At 66.9% G+C, this 16,846-nt stretch carries 13 protein-coding genes; all 13 read left to right on the top strand.

The annotated features are described in order from the left end of the window. Positions 1 to 4 precede the first annotated feature (4 nt). The 13 genes from rsmH to pgeF all read left to right on the top strand — a co-directional run bounded on the left by rsmH (position 5) and on the right by pgeF (position 16,828). Positions 5 to 1,036, top strand: a complete 1,032-nt coding sequence (gene rsmH / locus CH251_RS08050) for a 16S rRNA (cytosine(1402)-N(4))-methyltransferase RsmH (RefSeq protein ID WP_094612678.1) — start codon at positions 5 to 7, stop codon at positions 1,034 to 1,036. Next, positions 1,033 to 1,860, top strand: a complete 828-nt coding sequence (locus CH251_RS08045) for a hypothetical protein (RefSeq protein ID WP_256978890.1) — start codon at positions 1,033 to 1,035, stop codon at positions 1,858 to 1,860. Before rsmH ends, CH251_RS08045 begins: the two co-directional genes overlap by 4 nt. Further along, positions 1,857 to 3,713, top strand: a complete 1,857-nt coding sequence (locus tag CH251_RS08040) for a penicillin-binding protein 2 (RefSeq protein WP_094612677.1) — start codon at positions 1,857 to 1,859, stop codon at positions 3,711 to 3,713. The genes CH251_RS08045 and CH251_RS08040 overlap by 4 nt, the downstream gene beginning before the upstream one ends. A 158-nt stretch (positions 3,714 to 3,871) precedes the next feature. Next, positions 3,872 to 5,473, top strand: coding sequence for a UDP-N-acetylmuramoyl-L-alanyl-D-glutamate--2,6-diaminopimelate ligase (locus tag CH251_RS08035; RefSeq protein ID WP_094612925.1), 1,602 nt, complete (start codon positions 3,872 to 3,874; stop codon positions 5,471 to 5,473). Continuing rightward, positions 5,470 to 6,978, top strand: a complete 1,509-nt coding sequence (gene murF, locus CH251_RS08030) for a UDP-N-acetylmuramoyl-tripeptide--D-alanyl-D-alanine ligase (protein WP_094612676.1) — start codon at positions 5,470 to 5,472, stop codon at positions 6,976 to 6,978. Before CH251_RS08035 ends, murF begins: the two co-directional genes overlap by 4 nt. Continuing rightward, positions 6,975 to 8,060, top strand: a complete 1,086-nt coding sequence (gene mraY, locus CH251_RS08025; protein WP_032394385.1) for a phospho-N-acetylmuramoyl-pentapeptide-transferase — start codon at positions 6,975 to 6,977, stop codon at positions 8,058 to 8,060. The genes murF and mraY overlap by 4 nt, the downstream gene beginning before the upstream one ends. Before the next feature lie 3 nt (positions 8,061 to 8,063). Next, on the top strand, positions 8,064 to 9,536 hold the full coding sequence (gene murD, locus CH251_RS08020; RefSeq protein ID WP_094612675.1) for a UDP-N-acetylmuramoyl-L-alanine--D-glutamate ligase: 1,473 nt from the start codon (positions 8,064 to 8,066) through the stop codon (positions 9,534 to 9,536). Then, positions 9,533 to 11,119 (top strand): putative lipid II flippase FtsW, encoded by a 1,587-nt coding sequence (gene ftsW, locus CH251_RS08015; RefSeq protein ID WP_094612674.1) that lies wholly within the window; start codon positions 9,533 to 9,535, stop codon positions 11,117 to 11,119. Before murD ends, ftsW begins: the two co-directional genes overlap by 4 nt. Next, the gene (murG, locus tag CH251_RS08010; RefSeq protein WP_218828279.1) at positions 11,116 to 12,258 is read left to right on the top strand and encodes an undecaprenyldiphospho-muramoylpentapeptide beta-N-acetylglucosaminyltransferase; all 1,143 of its coding nucleotides are present in this window, start codon (positions 11,116 to 11,118) and stop codon (positions 12,256 to 12,258) included. The genes ftsW and murG overlap by 4 nt, the downstream gene beginning before the upstream one ends. 63 nt (positions 12,259 to 12,321) lie before the next feature. Then, positions 12,322 to 13,827, top strand: a complete 1,506-nt coding sequence (gene murC, locus CH251_RS08005; RefSeq protein ID WP_094612673.1) for a UDP-N-acetylmuramate--L-alanine ligase — start codon at positions 12,322 to 12,324, stop codon at positions 13,825 to 13,827. Next, a complete protein-coding gene (locus CH251_RS08000) occupies positions 13,824 to 14,618 on the top strand; it encodes a cell division protein FtsQ/DivIB (protein WP_094612672.1) in 795 nt (264 codons plus the stop codon). The genes murC and CH251_RS08000 overlap by 4 nt, the downstream gene beginning before the upstream one ends. Before the next feature lie 171 nt (positions 14,619 to 14,789). Then, the gene (gene ftsZ, locus CH251_RS07995) at positions 14,790 to 16,064 is read left to right on the top strand and encodes a cell division protein FtsZ (RefSeq protein ID WP_094612671.1); all 1,275 of its coding nucleotides are present in this window, start codon (positions 14,790 to 14,792) and stop codon (positions 16,062 to 16,064) included. Continuing rightward, on the top strand, positions 16,061 to 16,828 hold the full coding sequence (pgeF, locus tag CH251_RS07990) for a peptidoglycan editing factor PgeF (RefSeq protein WP_094612670.1): 768 nt from the start codon (positions 16,061 to 16,063) through the stop codon (positions 16,826 to 16,828). The genes ftsZ and pgeF overlap by 4 nt, the downstream gene beginning before the upstream one ends. Positions 16,829 to 16,846: the final 18 nt, after the last annotated feature.

Genomic DNA, 16,846 nt, shown 5'->3' with positions numbered 1-16,846 from the left:
AACCATGACGGAGGGCACCGGACCGGACGAGAGCGACTCGTCCGTCGACCGAACCCAACGTCGATCCACAGGCCCGGTCCACGTTCCGGTTCGTCTCGAACGAGCCGACGAATTACTGGGACCGGCACTCGATTCCACCGGCGGTACCCGAGTCATGATCGACGCGACACTCGGACTCGGCGGTCACGCCGAGCACTTCCTACGGACCTATCCGCACCTGCATCTCATCGGACTCGACCGGGATCCTGACGCGCTCGAGTTGGCCGGAGCCCGATTGGCTCCGTTCGCCGATCGAATCACGTTGGTGCACACGACCTACGACGGCATCGCCGAAGCGCTCGACGAGGCCGGACTGCCTGCGGTCGACTCCGTTCACGCCATCCTGTTCGATCTCGGAGTCTCATCCATGCAGTTGGACGAGTCCGACCGCGGATTCGCGTACTCCATCGACGCCCCACTGGACATGCGAATGAATCCGACCGTGGGAATCACCGCCGCGGACGTCCTCAACACGTACTCGCACGGCGACATCGCACGGGTCCTGAGCACCTACGGCGAGGAACGGTTCGCCGGCAAGATCGCCTCCGCTGTACTACGTCGCCGAGAGCACACGCCCTTCACCACCAGCGGCCCGTTGGTCGAATTGCTCTATGCCGCAATTCCGGCCGCAACGCGGCGCACCGGCGGACACCCGGCCAAGCGCACCTTCCAGGCCCTGCGTATCGAGGTCAACGGCGAACTGGAGTCGTTGAAGGCGGCGGTACCTGCCGGGCTCGACGCGTTGGCTGTCGGCGGTCGGGTGGTCTTCATGTCGTATCAGTCGCTCGAAGACCGAGTTGTCAAGCAGGAGTTGGCACCTCGAATCAAGTCGCGCAGTCCCGAGGGGCTGCCGGTCGAGCTACCCGGAATGGGTCCGGAGTTCCGGCTCCTGACCAGAGGTGCCGAGCGTGCCTCGGATGCAGAAATCGACGTCAACCCACGTTCGGCTCCGGTGAGATTGCGCGCCGCCGAACGGATTGCAAGGAGAGCGGAATGACGGTTCCAGACACAACCGTTGGAACACAACGCAATCGGGTTCCGGCCCCGCGGCGCAGGGGCGTTCCGCAGGCCCCACTCTCGCGACCTGAACGTACGGGCAAGGGCGGTGGACGATCCGGTGCTGCGCTGCGCGCATACGAGCGCAGACAGCAGCGCGCGTCGATCCACACCTCGGACTCTGCGCATGGTTCCGGAGCCGGTGCGCGGCCCTCGCTGAACGGAAGCGCTATTGCCGCGCGAATTCCGTTCGTCGCCTTGATCATCGGCCTGCTCGCCATCGGTCTCGGTCTGACGTTGCTCCTGAGCACTCGGTCCGCCGGCGACTCCTACGATCTCAGCGCCGCCAAGGCCGTCAACGCCGAACTGGCTCAGCAGCGGGCGTCGCTGCAGCGTGATGTGGAGTTGGCGGAGTCGGCTCCGGAATTGGCGCGCAAGGCTGCCGAGCTCGGAATGGTCCCGGCGAAGAACTCCGCGCGTCTGATCGTCGCGCCGGACGGCGGGGTCCAGGTCGTCGGTACCCCGGCTCCGGCGGACGGAGCACCGGTGGCACCGCTGGATCCGGTGTCGCCGGCGGCCGCAGGCGAGGGCACCGTCGCGAATCCGAGCACGCAGTCACCGCAGCTGCAGACGCCGAGAAGCGCGTCGCAGCCGAATCGGACGTCGGGCACGATCGACACCCGCGCCGCCACGCCGAATTCGAGCAATGGAGCTGGAAACACCGCGCTTGCTGAACAATTGGTTCCCATGAGCATCCCCTCGCTCGAAACACCTGCGGTCGAGGCCCCCGAGCCCACCGGCGAAGCATCGGGTGACGGGCAGTGACCAGGCCTTCGCCTGCTCCGCGCCGCCGGCCACCGAGCCGAAAGCGTCTCGACTCCTCCACCTTTCGGTTTCGCCACGGCACCGGCCGCGTTCTGATGTATCTGGCGCTGGCCGTCGCGGCGGCACAGTTGCTGTGGATTCAGGGATTCGATGCGCCGAGGTTGTCGGCCGAGTCGGCGTCGCAACGCACCACCACTCTCGTCGATCCGGCGATGCGTGGATCCATCCTGGACCGCAACGGCAATCCGATCGCCTTCACGATGGAAGCCAAAGCATTGACGTTCCAACCGGTTCGGGTGCGCAAGGAACTCGACGAGGCCCGGGCGAAGGACCCGACCGAGCCGGAGACCGAGCAGTACCTCGAGGACATCGCCGCCCGCATCCACAGCTACCTCGGTGATGTGATCAGCGAGAAGGATCTGCTTGCAAAGCTGAAGAGCAACGACGAATTCACCTACCTCGCACGCGGAGTGGACGCCACAGTGGCGTCGAAGATCAGCAAGGATTTCAAGCAGGTCGGACTCGAGCGTCAGGACATCCGTGAGTACCCGGGCGGATCGCTGGCCGGAAACATCGTCGGTGCCACCGGATGGGACGGACACGGTCTGCTCGGTCTGGAGGATGCGCTCGACGCCACCCTGGCCGGAACCGACGGTTCGCAGACCTACGACCGCGGATCCGACGGTGCCGTCATCCCCGGAAGCTGGCGGGACAAGCAGCCTGCCGTCAACGGTTCGACCGTCGAACTGACCATCGACGCAGATCTGCAGTACTACGTGCAGCAGCAGGTGCAGTTGGCGAAAGACCTTTCGGGAGCGAAGAACGCCTCGGCGTACGTGCAGGATTCGCACACCGGCGAGGTGCTCGCCATGTCGAACGACAACACCTTCAACCCCGGCATCGGAGTCGGCAACAACGAGCGCACCAAGGAAATGGGCAACCTGCCCGTCACCACGCCGTTCGAGCCCGGTTCGGTGAACAAGATCATCACCGCGGCCGCAGCCATCGAGTACGGACTCACCACGCCCGACGAGGTGCTTCAGGTGCCGGGCAGCATCTTCATGTCCGGTGTGTCGGTCAAGGATGCGTGGGACCACGGCGTCGCGCCGTACACGACGACCGGCGTGTTCGGTAAGTCGTCCAACGTCGGCACGCTGATGCTGGCGCAGCGCGTCGGTGAGGATCGCTATGCGGACATGCTCACCAGGTTCGGTCTCGGCCAACGCAGCGATGTCGGTCTGCCCGGCGAGAGCGCGGGCAACGTACCGAGCCGCGATCAGTGGTCGGGCGGTACGTTCGCCAACCTTCCCATCGGACAGGGACTGTCCATGACGCTGCTGCAGATGACCGGGATGTATCAGGCCATCGCCAACGACGGGGTTCGCATCCCGCCGCGGATCGTCGAAGCGACGGTGGACGCCAACGGTCAGCGAACCGAGACCCAGCAGCCCGACGGCGTGTACGTGGTCAGTCCCGATACCGCGAAGACGGTCCGCAACATGTTCCGATCCGTCACCCAGGACGACACCGGAAACCAGCGCGGTACCGGAGTTGCCGCGGGGGTGGAGGGTTACCAGATCAGTGGCAAGACGGGTACGGCTCAGCAGGTCGACCCCGAGTGCAAGTGCTACTCGAACTCGAACTACTGGATCACTTTCGCCGGCATCGCGCCCGCCGACGATCCCCGCTACGTGATCGGGATCATGCTCGACGCCCCGACCCGCAGCGCCGACGGTTCGGGCGGCCAGTCGGCTGCACCGCTGTTCCACAACATCGCCAGCTGGATGCTGCAGCGGGACAGCGTGCCGATGTCGGCCGACCCCGGACCCAAGCTGGTTCTGCAGGCGGACTGAGATCCCGACCCGCCGGTCCGCGAGTCGGGGCGGCGCCATCATGATCCCGGACGCCGGTAATCTGACACATCGGCTCGGGCGTGTTCGTTCGGCTGCCGCCACGGCGTGATCGAGCCGTGGCAGGCGCGCGGCCGGCAGTAGAGAGGAAGGGAGCAGGAGTGACTGTGTCATCGGATTCACAACCGGCTCCGGGTTCACGTCCGGCGCATCCACCGCACACCGAAGTCCGGGAGGTGGCGTCCGCGGTCGGTGCAACGATCGGCGAGGGCGACCCCGCCGGTGTGAGTGTCACCGGTATCGATCTGCGCGCACAGTCCGTTCTTCCCGGTGATCTTTTCGCAGCACTGCCCGGATCGTCACGACACGGTGCCGAGTTCGTTGCCGACGCAGTAGAGCGTGGTGCGGTGGCGGTGTTCACCGACCCGGCCGGACTCGAGATCGTGCGGGGAGCCCTCGCAGGTACGGATCGACAGGTTCCGGTACTCGTGCACGATCGTCCGCGCCAGGTGTTGGGGGCTGTCTCCGCTCTGGTCTACGGCAACCCGTCGTCGAAGATGACCGTCATCGGCATCACCGGTACGTCGGGCAAGACGACGACGTCCTATCTGCTCGAAGCCGGCCTGACCGCAGCCGGTCGTCGGTGCGGTTTGATCGGCACCATCGAGACACGGGTTCTGGGCCGACATGTACCGAGCGCGCTCACCACGCCCGAGGCTCCGCAATTGCATGCGCTCTTCGCCGTCATGGTCGAGGAGGGCGTCGACACGGTGGTGATGGAAGTGTCCTCGCACGCGTTGTCACTCGGCCGGGTCGACGGCACGCGCTTCGCGATCGGCGCGTTCACCAATCTTTCGCAGGACCACCTCGATTTTCACGATTCTCTCGAGGACTACTTCTCGGCCAAGAGTCGCCTGTTCGCGGCCGACTCGGCTGTTCGTGCCGACACCGCCGTCGTCTGTGTCGACGACGCGTGGGGCGTGCGGATGGCAGACATCGCTCGATCGGCCGGGTCGACCGTGGTGACCGCGTCGACCGGTACCGATTCGCAGTGGACGGTCTCGGACTGGGCCAAGCACGACGACGGAACGCAGTCGTTCACCGTCGCCGATCCGCAGGGCGGGTCGCTGCCGGTCTCGGTCCGGTTGCCGGGGCGCTACAACGTCGCGAACACCGTGCTGGCCCTGGCGACCTGCGCGGCGGCCGGGGCCGATGTGAGCAGCGCCGTGGGCGGGGTCGCGACGGTCGACGTGCCGGGTCGCGTGCAGCGGATCGATCGTGGGCAGAACTTTCTGGCGGTGGTCGACTACGCACACAAACCTGCAGCCGTCGAGGCCGTGCTGGCGACGCTGCGCGAATCCTCGCGCGGACGGATCGCGGTTGTTCTCGGAGCAGGTGGCGACCGCGATACCGCGAAGCGTCCCCTGATGGGTGCCGCCGGAGCGCGCGGTGCCGAGCTGTTGGTGGTGACCGACGACAACCCGCGCAGCGAGGATCCGGCCACCATCCGGCAGGCCGTCGAGGACGGCGCGCTGTCGGTGCCGGACGAGGCCCGCGGTGAAGTACGGAACGTGGCAGGCCGCGCAGCGGCGATCGAACAGGCCGTGGCGTGGGCCCGCGAAGGGGATGTTGTGTTGATCGCAGGTAAAGGGCACGAAACCGGCCAAGAGATAGCGGGCGTGAAGTATCCGTTCGACGACCGAGTGATACTCGCCTCGGCCATCGATGCGCGCCGGGTCGGCACGAGCGCGGGCGTACGGTGATCCCGTTCTCGATCGACCGCATCGCCGAGATCGTCGGAGGCACGGTGCACGACGTGCCGGATCCGACGGTCGTGGTGCCGGGACCGGTGGAGTTCGACTCCCGCAAGGTGACCCCCGGCAGTATCTTTCTCGCCCTTCCCGGAGCCAAGGTGGACGGTCACGACCACGCCGTCGACGCGGTTGCCGCAGGTGCAGCGCTGGTGCTGGCCGCGCGTCCGGTGGGCGTACCGGCCGTGGTCGTGCGTCCGGTTCCGCACGACAGTCGCGCGATGGCACTCGAGAACGACCCGGACGGCTCCGGTGCGGCGGTGTTGACCGCCCTCGGCGCTCTGGCCAGGGCGTCGGTGGTCGAGTTGACCGCCGAGCACGGCCTGACGGTCGTCGGCGTGACGGGATCTTCGGGGAAGACCTCCACCAAGGATCTGATCTCTGCAGTACTCGAGCCCCTGGGTTCGGTGGTGGCACCGCCCGGATCGTTCAACAACGAACTGGGACATCCCTGGACGGCGCTGCGAACGGATGCCGAGACCGACTTCCTCTGTCTGGAGTTGTCCGCTCGAGGAATCGGCCACATCGCCGAACTCGCCACGCTCGCCCCGCCCCGGATCGGGGTGGTCCTCAACGTCGGAACCGCGCATCTGGGCGAGTTCGGCTCGCGCGCGGCGATCGCACTGGCGAAGGGCGAACTGGTCGAAGCACTGCCCAGTGCTGCCGACGGGGGAGTGGCGATTCTCAACATCGACGACCGGCTTGTCGCCGAAATGGCAACGCGCACAACGGCATCCGTCGTCACAGTGGGACGGAATGCAGATGCCGACATCAGAGCACTCGACGTGCTGGTCGACACCGACGCCAGAGCATCGTTCATGCTCGAATGTGCAGCCGGCTCGGTACCGATCACCCTGGCGGTGCACGGTGAGCATCAGGTCGGCAACGCTCTCGCAGCAGCGGCCGTCGCACTCGAGTGCGGAGCGACGCTGACGCAGGTTGCCGAGGCGCTCGGGGCCGCCGCACCGACGTCGATCAGGCGGATGGACGTCCGCACCCGAGCCGACGGCGTCACCGTCGTCAACGATTCGTACAACGCCAACCCCGATTCGATGCGCGCCGCACTCAAAGCACTGGTGTCGATGTCGCGTCGCGACGACGGGCCGAAGCGCCGCAGCTGGGCGGTGCTGGGGGAGATGGGCGAACTGGGTTCGGACTCGGTGGTCGAGCACGACGCGATCGGCCGCCTCGCCGTCCGACTCGACGTCGATCGCCTGATCATCGTCGACTCCGGCCGTCCCACTCGGGCTTTGCACCAGGGTGCGGTCATGGAGGGTTCGTGGGGCGAGGAATCGATGCTGGTGCCCGACCGTGAAACGGCGATCGACGTACTGCACGAGGAGGTGCGTCCCGGCGATATCGTGCTGGTGAAGGCCTCGCAATCCGGTGCGATGTGGACCGTCGCAGACGCCCTGCTGGCCGATGCGTCGAGCGCCACCGCGGAGGGTGAGCAGTGAGGCAGATCCTGTTCGCCGGAGGTATCGCACTCGCGGTCGCCATCCTGCTGACCCCGGTGCTGATCAAGACCTTCTCGAAACAAGGCTTCGGCCAGGAGATTCGAGTGGAGGGCCCGGCGAGTCACCAGTCCAAGCGGGGCACCCCGACAATGGGCGGCGTCGCAATTCTGGTCGGGATCTGGGCCGGCTACTGGGGCTCGCACCTGATCGGGATCGGCTACGACGCGGACGGTCCGTCGGCCTCTGCCCTGCTCGTTCTCGGCCTGACCACGGTGCTCGGTCTGGTCGGCTTTCTCGACGACTTCATCAAGATCCGCAAACAGCGCAACCTGGGTCTGAACGCCACCGGCAAGTACGTCGGTCAGATAACGGCTGCCGTGCTGTTCGCGATCCTGGTGTTGCAGTTCCGCAGCGAGAGCGGGCTCACCCCGGGCAGCACTCAACTGTCGTACGTTCGCGACATCGCCACCTGGTCGATGTCCGCGGTGGTCTTCGTGTTCTTCGTCTGCCTGCTCGTGATCGCGTGGTCCAACTCGGTCAACCTCACCGACGGACTCGACGGCCTCGCAGCCGGGTCGATGACGCTGGTGCTCGGTGCCTACACCGTCATCACCTTCTGGCAGTACCGCCAGGCGTGCGCAGGCCCCGCCGGGCCTGCCCCCGGCTGCTACGACGTTCGAGATCCCCTCGACCTGGCCCTGGTCTGCGCCTCGGCCGCCGGTGCCTGCATCGGCTTCCTGTGGTGGAACGCCGCGCCGGCCAAGATCTTCATGGGCGACACCGGATCCCTTGCCCTCGGCGGTCTGATCGCAGGCCTGTCGGTGGTGACCAAGACCGAGCTGATCATGGTGGTCATCGGTGCGCTGTTCGTCGCCGAGGCCGCATCGGTCGTCATCCAGGTCGCGGTGTTCCGATCCAGTCGCCGACGCGTGTTCCGCATGGCACCGTTCCATCATCACTTCGAGTTGGCCGGATGGGCCGAGACGACGGTGATCATCCGGTTCTGGTTGTTGGCCGCCATCGCGTCGGCCGTCGGACTCGCTCTGTTCTACAGCGAGTATCTCGCTGCTGTCGGCGGATAGGGCATGGACGAATCTGTGCACGACTCTCGGACCGACATGACCTGGTTGCGTGGCAGTTCGGTGCTGGTGACCGGAGCCCGAATCTCGGGACTCGCCGTCGTGCAACCACTGCTCGATCTCGGTGCCGTCGTCACGGTCACCGACTCGAATCGCGCCGCGCTGGACGAGGCGTCGCACTCCGGTGCTGCGGTGGTGCTGCAGGACGACCTGCTCGCCGATCCCGCGACGCTCGCATCGTTCTCGCTCGTCGTCACCAGCCCGGGGTTTCGACCCGACTCTCCGGTGTTGGCAGCCGCCACGAAACAGGGCATTCCGGTGTGGGGCGACGTCGAGTTGTCCTGGCACGTGGACCGGGCCGAGCTGTACGGACCCCGAACTCGCTGGCTGGTGGTCACCGGCACCAACGGAAAGACGACCACCACCTCGATGCTGGCGTCGATACTCGACGCCGCAGGCATCGCGTCGGTGGCCTGCGGCAACATCGGACTCCCCATCGCCGACGCCTTGCGCCGTACCCCGCATCCGAGCGTGCTCGCCGTCGAGCTGTCGTCGTTCCAGTTGTTCTGGGCTCCGTCGGTGCGTCCGGCGGCAGGAGTGGTGCTCAACATCGCCGAGGATCATCTCGATTGGCACGGCGGCATGGACGGGTACGTCCAGGCCAAGGCTCGTGCGCTGAACGGCGACGTCGCGGTGGTCGGTCTCGACGACTCCAGGGCGGCGGGCTTGTCGTCCGGGTCTGCGGCGTCGACCGTCGTCGGTTTCCGGTTGGGTGAGCCGGCCTCGGGTGAGCTGGGTGTGCGAGCAGGGATGCTTGTCGACAACGCGTTCGGCGAGAACGTCGATCTCCTCGCTGCGAACGACGTGGAGCCGAGCGGCCCGTCCGGCGTTCTCGATGCGCTCGCGGCAGGCGCGCTGGCTCGTTCGATCGGGGTGCAGGCAGGCGCGGTTCGGTTGGGGCTGCAGACCTACCGGGTGGGACCGCATCGGGCAGCGGTGGTGCGTGAGCTCGGCGGGGTGACGTTCATCGACGATTCCAAGGCCACGAACCCGCACGCCGCTCGCTCCTCGATCTCGGCGCACGATCGCGTCGTGTGGATCGCGGGTGGGCTGTTGAAGGGTGCGGTGATCGACGATCTGGTGGTCGAGATCGCCGACCGGCTCGTGGCTGCGGTCGTTCTCGGGCGCGATGGGATGCAGATCGCAGAGGCTTTGGCGCGACACGCGCCCGATGTTCCGGTCGTCAGGCTCCCTTCGGGAGACGATGCTGGTGTGACTCATGGTGCTGAAGATGCTGATGCGGTGATGCGGGCGGCCGTGGTCCATGCGGCCGAACTCGCCGCGCCGGGGGATACGGTCCTGCTGGCCCCGGCTGCCGCGTCACTGGACATGTTCGTCGACTACGGCCACCGCGGCCGCAGCTTCGCCGAGTCGGTCCAGCGCCTCGATGCCACCGACATCGGATCGCCGCGATCGTGACCGCCGCCGGGCAACCGCCGCGTCCACCTCGCCGCACCACCGCTCCGCGCACCCGAATCGGCCTGTGGTTCGGCAGGCCGCTCGCGTCCTTCCACCTCATCGTCACGATCGCAGTCCTGCTCACCGTGTTGGGCCTGGTGATGGTGCTGTCGGCCTCGTCAGCCGAATCCTTCGCAGCCGACGAGTCCGGGTACGCGCTCTTCACCCAGCAGCTGATCGGTGTCGCGTTGGGTGTCGTCGCGTTCTACGTCGCTCTCCGGCTGCCGGTTAGGTACCTCAGGAAGCTCTCGTTTCCGCTTTTCCTGGTCTCGATCACCATGCTGATGCTGGTGCTGATTCCCGGTATCGGTGCCGAACGCCAAGGTGCGCGCCGTTGGTTCGACTTCGGCGTCGTGTCCTTCCAGCCGTCCGAGCTCGCCAAGGTGGCACTGGTTCTGTGGGGCGCGCACCTGTTGGCCTCGCGCCGCAGCGAACACGGCAACATCAAGTCGCTGCTGGTGCCGCTGCTGCCTGCGGGTCTGCTGATGTGTCTGCTCGTCGTGCTCCAGCCGAACCTGAGTACCGCCATCGCCCTCGGCATCATCCTGGTGGCGCTGCTGTGGTTCGCCGGCCTCAACGCTCGGTTGTTCGGTGCGGTGCTGATGACCGGTCTGGCGCTGGCAACCGTGCTCGCGTTCACCGCCGGTTACCGGTCCAACCGCGTCAAGGCCTGGCTCAATCCGGGCGAGGACACCCAGGGCCTGTCGTACCAGTCCACCCAGGCGAAATACTCACTGGCCGACGGCGGAATGTTCGGGCGCGGGCTCGGGCAGAGCCGGGCGAAGTGGAGTTACCTGCCCAACGCGCACAACGACTTCATCTTCGCCATCATCGGCGAGGAACTCGGGATGATCGGCTGCCTGGCAGTCATCGGATTGTTCGGCCTCTTCGTCTACACCGGCCTGCGGATCGCCATGCGTTCGGTCGATCCTTTCCTGCGTCTGCTGACCGCCGGTGCCACGTGCTGGGTGTTCGGTCAGGCCATGATCAACATCGGCTACGTCGTCGGGCTGCTGCCGGTGACCGGTCTGCAGCTGCCGCTGGTGTCCTACGGTGGTACCTCGACTGCGATCACGCTGCTGATGTTCGGCATCATCGCGAGCGCCGCCCGGCACGAACCGGAGGCGATCGCAGCCCTGCACGCGGGGCAGGAGGGCCGCATCGCGCGAGCTCTGAAGCTGCCGCTGCCCGCCGTGTTCTCGCCCAAACGAGCTGCGATGGCGCGCTCGAAGTCCACTCGCCCCACGCTGGCGGCGCAGGATCGAAAGCGCCTCGAGTCCCGTAAGGGCCAGGGCAAGGACGGACGTACAGCGAGGGCTGCCGAGCCCGGGCGTGCTCGCACGCGAGTCTCCAGCTCACGGACCGACACGATGTCGCCCAGATCGACCGCGTATCGGGGCGAGTCACCCCGCGGCAACCCCCGTCGGAGCGAGCCCGTCCGGCGAGAGCCCGCTGCAGGATCGCGATCGGCATACCGTCCGCGGCCGGAACCACAACCCGGTCGCCCTCCCGTCCGCTCGGGTGAGCGAGGATATCGACGGTGAAGCAGACATCTCGACCGATTTCCGTAGTGGTTGCCGGGGGCGGAACGGCCGGGCACATCGAGCCTGCGCTCGCTGTGGCCGACGCCCTGCGTGTTCTCGACCCGACCGTCACCGTCACCGCTCTCGGCAGCAGCCGTGGTTTGGAGACGACGCTCGTCCCGGCACGCGGGTACGCACTCGAACTCATTCCTCCGGTTCCGCTGCCCCGCAAGCCCACCGTCGACCTGCTCAAGTTGCCGCTGCGCGTCGTGCGATCGGTGCGTCGCACCCGAGAGATATTCGCGACCGTCGAGGCGGACGTGCTGGTCGGATTCGGCGGCTATGTCGCGTTGCCGGCCTATCTTGCTGCCCGCGGTCGGCTGTTCGGCCGTGGCGGCCGAATACCGGTGGTCATCCACGAGGCCAACGCGCGAGCGGGCATCGCCAACAAGGTCGGTGCCCGATCCGCCGAGCGGGTGCTCGCCGCGGTCGCGGGCTCGGGGATCGCCGCGCGCGGTGCTGCCGACGCGGATGTGATCGGAATTCCCGTGCGTCCCACCATCACCGGACTCGACCGGGCTGCCGTCCGCGCGGAGGCTCGCGCGCACTTCGGCCTGCCCGAGAGCGGCCCGGTGCTGTTGGTGTTCGGCGGCTCGCAGGGGGCACGATCGCTCAACGACGCGGTGTCCGGGGCCTCGGCGGCCCTCGCCGGTGCCGGTATCACGGTTCTGCACGCGCACGGTCCGAAGAACTCGCTCGACGTCGAGCAACGCAACCCGGACGCGCCGTACGTCGCGCTGCCGTACATCGACCGGATGGATCTGGCGTACGCGGCCGCGGACCTGGCGATATGCCGGTCCGGGGCCATGACGGTCGCCGAGGTGTCCGCGACCGGTCTGCCTGCTGTCTACGTGCCCCTGCCGCACGGTAACGGCGAACAGGAACTCAACGCCCGTCCTGTGGTCGACGCCGGAGGTGGCATCCTGGTATCCGATGCGACACTGACCGAGCAGTACGTGAGCGAGACGGTGGTCGCGCTGCTGGCCGACACCGAGAGAATTGCCACCATGTCTCGTGCCGCCGCCGGTGCCGGGCACAAGGGCGCAGCAGCTGCCGTCGCGCAGATCGTGCTCGACACCGCGCACGCGGCGCGGCGCTGAGCTGGGCGGCGTCGGGCATGAGAAGAGAACGAGGGAGACGTCCGCGTGACAACTGAGGGTGCGATGTCGGATCTGCCGACAGAGCTCGAACGAGTACACATGGTGGGCATCGGTGGTGCCGGAATGTCCGGCATCGCGCGGATCCTGCTGGCTCGTGGGGGACAGGTGTCGGGTTCGGATGCCAAGGAATCGCGCGGGGTGCTCGCACTGCGTGCACGCGGTGCCCAGGTCCGCATCGGTCACGACGCGAGCGCGCTGGACATGATCGACGGCGGACCCACCGTGGTGGTGACGACCCACGCCGCGATTCCCAAGACCAATCCCGAGCTGGTCGAAGCTCGTGAACGCGGAATCCCGGTGGTGCTGCGTCCTGCCGTGCTGTCTTCTCTCATGCAGGGATACCGCACGTTGTTGGTCTCGGGTACGCACGGCAAGACGTCGACGACCTCGATGCTGGTGGTCGCCCTCCAGCACTGCGGGTTCGATCCGTCGTTCGCCGTCGGGGGAGAGCTCAACGAGGCCGGGACCAACGCTCATCACGGCAGCGGCGACGTGTTCGTGGCCGAGGCGGACGAGAGTGACGGCTCGCTGCTGCAGTACACGGCCAACGTCATCATCGTGACCAATATCGAGGCCGATCATCTGGACCACTTCGGCACCACCGAGGCCTACGTTCAGGTGTTCGACGATTTCGCTGCGCTGCTCGGTCCCGGTGGTGTGCTCGTGGCCTGCATGGACGATCCGGGTTCGGCGGCGCTCGCTCGACGTGTGGTCGAGCGCAACCTTCCCGGAGTGAAGGTGCTCGGTTACGGGTCATCGGATGTCGACGCCGGTCCGGTCGAGATGGCCGTTCGATTGCTGGCGTGGGAGCCCGAGGACATCGGAGGTGTCGCGCAGCTGCAGATCGCAGGCGAGGACGCGGCGCGAACCGTACGGCTCGGCGTCCCGGGACGGCACACTGCACTCAACGCGCTGGCGGCGTTCGTCGCGGCGCGTCAGGTCGGTGCCGGAGTCGAGGAATTGCTGGCCGGGCTCACCGGTTTCGGCGGAGTGCATCGGCGCTTCCAGTTCACCGGGCGTGAGCACGGTGTCCGCGTGTTCGACGACTACGCGCATCACCCCACCGAGGTGCGGGCGGTGTTGACTGCCGCGCAGGCTCTGGTGGCGGGTCAGGACCGTCCGGGTCTCGAGCAGGGCCGCGTCGTCGTCGTGTTCCAGCCGCACCTGTACTCGCGGACCGCGACGTTCGCCGAGGAGTTCGGTGCCGCGCTGTCGTTGGCCGACGAGATCGTCGTGCTCGACGTGTACGGCGCTCGCGAGGAACCGTTGCCGGGTGTGACGGGAGCGTTGGTTGCCGCTTCTGTGACCAAGCCGGTGAACTATCAGCCGGATCTGTCGTTGGTGGCCAAGCAGGTCGCCCATCTGAGTGTGCCAGGCGATGTCGTCATCACCATGGGTGCCGGCGACGTGACCATGCTCGGTAATCCGATTCTCGATGCGCTTCGCTCGAAGACCGATTTCGGTGCTGCGACCGGCCGCGGGGCACCGAAGGATCGGCCGTCGACGTGACCCGCCGCTCCGATCGAGTCCGTTCTTCGAGGTCGGGAACAGCTGCAGGAGAGGGTGATTCGCCGTCCGCGGTCACCGACAAGCAGGCGCGTGCGCTGGCGCGTGAAGAAGAGCGCGCCCGAGTGAAGCGGTCGCGACGCAAGGCCCTGCTCATCGCGCTGGCCGTGGTGGTCGTCGTGGTGGGATCGGCTGCGCTGGTGTACTTCACACCGCTGTTGTCCGTTCGCACCATTGCGGTCGCAGGGTCATCGTCGGTGTCCGAGCAGGAGATCCTCGATCGGCTCGACGTACCCGTCGGCCTTCCGCTGGTTCGGGTCGACACGGCGGCCGCGGCGCAGCGGGTGGCGACGATTCCGGCGCTGGCGACGGTTCGTGTGCAACGGAAGTACCCGTCCACCGTGCAGGTGACGGTGGAGGAGCGGGTTCCGGTGGCGTTCTTCGATTCTCCGGACGGCCCCCATCTCCTCGACTCCACCGGCGTCGATTTCGCGATCGCGCCGCCACCGCCCGGGGTGGTGCGTCTGGTGACCGACAACCCGGTGTTCGGTGATCCGGTGACGAAAGATGCACTGGCGGTTCTCGATACGTTGCCACCGCTGCTGCGCGATCAGACGGGCGAGCTGCGGGCGAGCACGCTGTCCGACATCTCGATTCTGCTGCTCGACGGGCGCACCGTGGTGTGGGGCAGCAAGGACGACTCGCAGCGCAAGGCCGCGGTGGCGATTGCTTTGCTGTCCCAGCCCGGCCAGATCTTCGACGTGTCGAGTCCGGATCTGCCCACCACCAAATAGTTTCGACGCATCGACGGGAATTTCTCGCGCGGCGTCGGCGCGCCTAATGGCGATAGTCGTCGGCGATGAATAGCGTTTCGACCAGTTCAGTACTTGACATAACTCTAAGCCTGTGGTTTAGGTTGAGGGTTTTCCACATTTCACGCAACAATCCACGGAAGGCGAGAGCCCATGACGCCCCCGCACAACTACCTCGCCGTAATCAAGGTCGTCGGCATCGGCGGCGGCGGCGTGAACGCGGTCAACCGCATGATCGAACAGGGACTCAAGGGAGTCGAGTTCATCGCGGTCAACACCGACGCTCAGGCCTTGCTGATGAGTGACGCAGACGTCAAGCTCGACGTGGGTCGCGAACTGACCCGCGGACTCGGCGCAGGTGCCGATCCCGAGGTCGGCCGTCGCGCAGCGGACGATCACAAGGACGAGATCGAAGAGGTACTCAAGGGTGCCGACATGGTGTTCGTCACCGCAGGCGAGGGCGGCGGGACCGGCACCGGTGGTGCTCCCGTCGTCGCCAACATCGCTCGCAAGCTCGGTGCACTGACCGTCGGTGTCGTCACCCGCCCGTTCTCGTTCGAGGGCAAGCGGCGCGGTGGACAGGCCGACACGGGCATACAGCAGCTCCGTGAGTCCTGCGACACGCTCATCGTCATCCCCAACGATCGACTGCTCCAGCTCGGCGACGCCGCAGTGAGCCTCATGGACGCGTTCCGCAGCGCCGACGAGGTCCTCCTCAACGGTGTCCAGGGCATCACGGACCTGATCACCACTCCCGGCCTGATCAACGTCGACTTCGCGGACGTCAAGGGCGTCATGTCCGGCGCAGGCAGTGCGCTCATGGGCATCGGATCCTCACGCGGTGAGGGTCGAGCCATCAAGGCAGCCGAATCGGCGATCAACTCGCCGCTGCTCGAAGCCTCGATGGAAGGTGCACGCGGAGTGCTGCTCTCCATCGCCGGTGGATCCGACCTGGGTCTGTTCGAGATCAACGAGGCCGCCTCGCTGGTGCAGGAAGCCGCACACATCGACGCCAACATCATCTTCGGCACCGTGATCGACGACTCGCTCGGCGACGAGGTCCGCGTGACCGTCATCGCTGCAGGCTTCGACGGCGGAACTCCGACGCGACGTCCGGTGGAAGCGGCCACTTCCACACGTGGCCCGATCGGCTCGGCTCGCTCGGGCGAGGTGTCATCGCGGTCGAGCGACAGTTCCGACGGTGCTGTGTTCCGCGACCCGGTCGGCGCACCGAGTGGTAGCAGTCTTCCGCCGCTGAACTCCTCGAGCTCGTCCAATCGCGAATCGTCGAGCCGCGAATCCGCAGCCGGTTACGGCCGCGACTCGGCCGGCCAGGGCCGCGAGTCCGTCGGTTCCGGCCGTCGCGTGCCGATCGCCGAGGACGAGGGCGAAGACGAAGTCGATGTGCCGTCCTTCATGCGGCGGTGAGTGACACCGCATCCGCCGGCCCGTTTCGTGTCCGACGCGTCTCCACGACGCGGGCGGGGGGCGTCTCGGCACCGCCGTTCGACACGTTCAATCTCGGCGATCACGTCGGTGACGACCCCGCTGCGGTGGAGGCCAACCGTCGACGCCTCGGCGATCGATTGGGTATGGGACGCGAACGGCTCGTCTTCATGGAGCAGGTCCACGGACGCACTGTCACGGTGGTCGACGGTCCGGTGTCCGAGCCGCTACCGATGACCGATGCGTTGGTGACGACGCAACGTGATCTCGGTTTGGTGGTGTTGACTGCCGACTGCGTGCCGGTCCTGCTCTCCGACGAGGAGGCCGGAGTGATCGCCGCCGTGCACGCGGGACGGGTCGGAGCCCGCATCGGCATCGTTCCTCGCGTGTTGGCCGCCATGATCGAGCTCGGTGCGGTGCCGGCGCGCATCGGCGCATTTCTGGGTCCGGCCGCGAGCGGCCGCCAGTACGAGGTGCCAGCGTCCATGCGAGCGGACGTCGACAAGCATCTTCCCGGCAGCGCGACGACGACCGTCCGCCACACCCCTGGGCTCGACATTCCCGCCGGCATCCGGGCTCAACTGCTCGCCGCGGGAGTGTCCGCGGTGGCTCAGGATCCGCGATGCACCATCGAGGACCGGACGTTGTTCAGTCATCGTCGCGAAGGGTCGACCGGCCGAATCGCCAGTGTCGTCTGGATGGACAGCACATCCCCAGAGGGTCGGCCCGAATCGGCCGATCGGTGAACGGGCAGAGAAGGTTGT

Origin of the sequence: Rhodococcus sp. 06-462-5, assembly GCF_002258315.1 — a bacterium.
Taxonomy (GTDB): Bacteria; Actinomycetota; Actinomycetes; order Mycobacteriales; family Mycobacteriaceae; genus Rhodococcoides.
The sequence above is the reverse complement of the archived record's forward strand: the minus strand, read 5'-3'. Positions and strand labels throughout refer to the sequence as shown.